Origin of the sequence: Bifidobacterium sp. B4111, assembly GCF_026537235.1 — a bacterium.
Lineage (GTDB): Bacteria > Actinomycetota > Actinomycetes > Actinomycetales > Bifidobacteriaceae > Bombiscardovia.
The window spans coordinates 1-1,012 of record NZ_JAFNMO010000016.1 but is presented as its reverse complement, the minus strand read 5'-3'; the positions used below and the strand labels follow the sequence as shown (position 1 = coordinate 1,012).

The following is a 1,012-nucleotide window of genomic DNA, read 5'->3' as shown; positions in this document are numbered from 1 at the left end:
ATGTTGGAGAATGGAGCTGGTGGCAAAGTGTCATGTGAGGAGGGGGAGCTTATCATGGACGAGCATGGTCCGGCGAAAACCACATGGATCGAACCAGTCGGGAAGGAACCGGGTGAGTCCGGTCTGGCCGATGAGGAGCCCGGCAAAGAGCATGCTGCTGAGGAGCAATCCTCTGTGGGAGAGCTCGCTGAAGGGGGATCCGCGCAGGGTCTGGCTGGCGAGGCCGGTGCCGGGCCGAAGAATGGCGGGGGGCTCGGGCGGCGCGCCATCATGGTCGCAGCCATCGTGGCCGTCATCGTGATCGTCGTAGGCGTGGTCGCGGGGGTCTGGGTGTTCAGGCAGCGCCATGCCGATGCGTTTGAAGGCTGCGGCCGCGCCTACCAGGCGTACACGGCCAGCGCCGCCAAGCAGCGGCATGAGCAGGAGGAGGCCAGGAAGATGCTCCAGGCCACGCCCGAGCGGAACGTGGCCGACCCCGCCGTCCGCAAGACGCTGGAGCAGGCCGTGCGGGAGCCGGCCGGCCATACCGCCGCCGTCTGCACGGCCAGCCAGGACACCGGACGGCTGGACCGGAACAGGGACGGGCTGGCCAAGGCCGCCAGCATCAACAAGGGGCTCGTCGGCCGGTACAGGGCCGCTGCCGCCAAGGTACGGGCCTCCGTCAAGGCCAAGAGCCTGGCCGACGGGAAGAAGGGGCTGGAGGATGCCATCGGCTCGGCTGCCTCCCTGCTGGGCGGCTCGGACGGAAAGGTGGCGGACAACGCCGCCAGGGACGCCCTGGCCAAGGCCATCGACGCCGCCAGGCAGGCCAGCGGCAGGAAGGACGTGACCGATCCGAAGACCTACGCGGACGCGAGGAAGAGCCTGGATGACGCCGTCAAGGCCGTCAACGACTCCATCAGCCAGAAGCAGGCCGCCGACGCGGCAGCAGCCGCGCAGGCAGCCGCACCCGCAGCCCCCGCCACGGGAGGCGCCGGAACCGGCTACAAGAGCAGCGGCTATGCGAACGGCA

The 1,012-nt window shown here is 69.3% G+C and carries 1 protein-coding gene; it reads left to right on the top strand.

Translation table 11 applies throughout. From position 1 onward, the window contains the following. Positions 1-54: 54 nt before the first annotated feature. A partial coding sequence (locus J3T93_RS09895) for a hypothetical protein (protein WP_267431547.1) occupies positions 55-1,012 on the top strand: 958 nt, incomplete at its 3' end.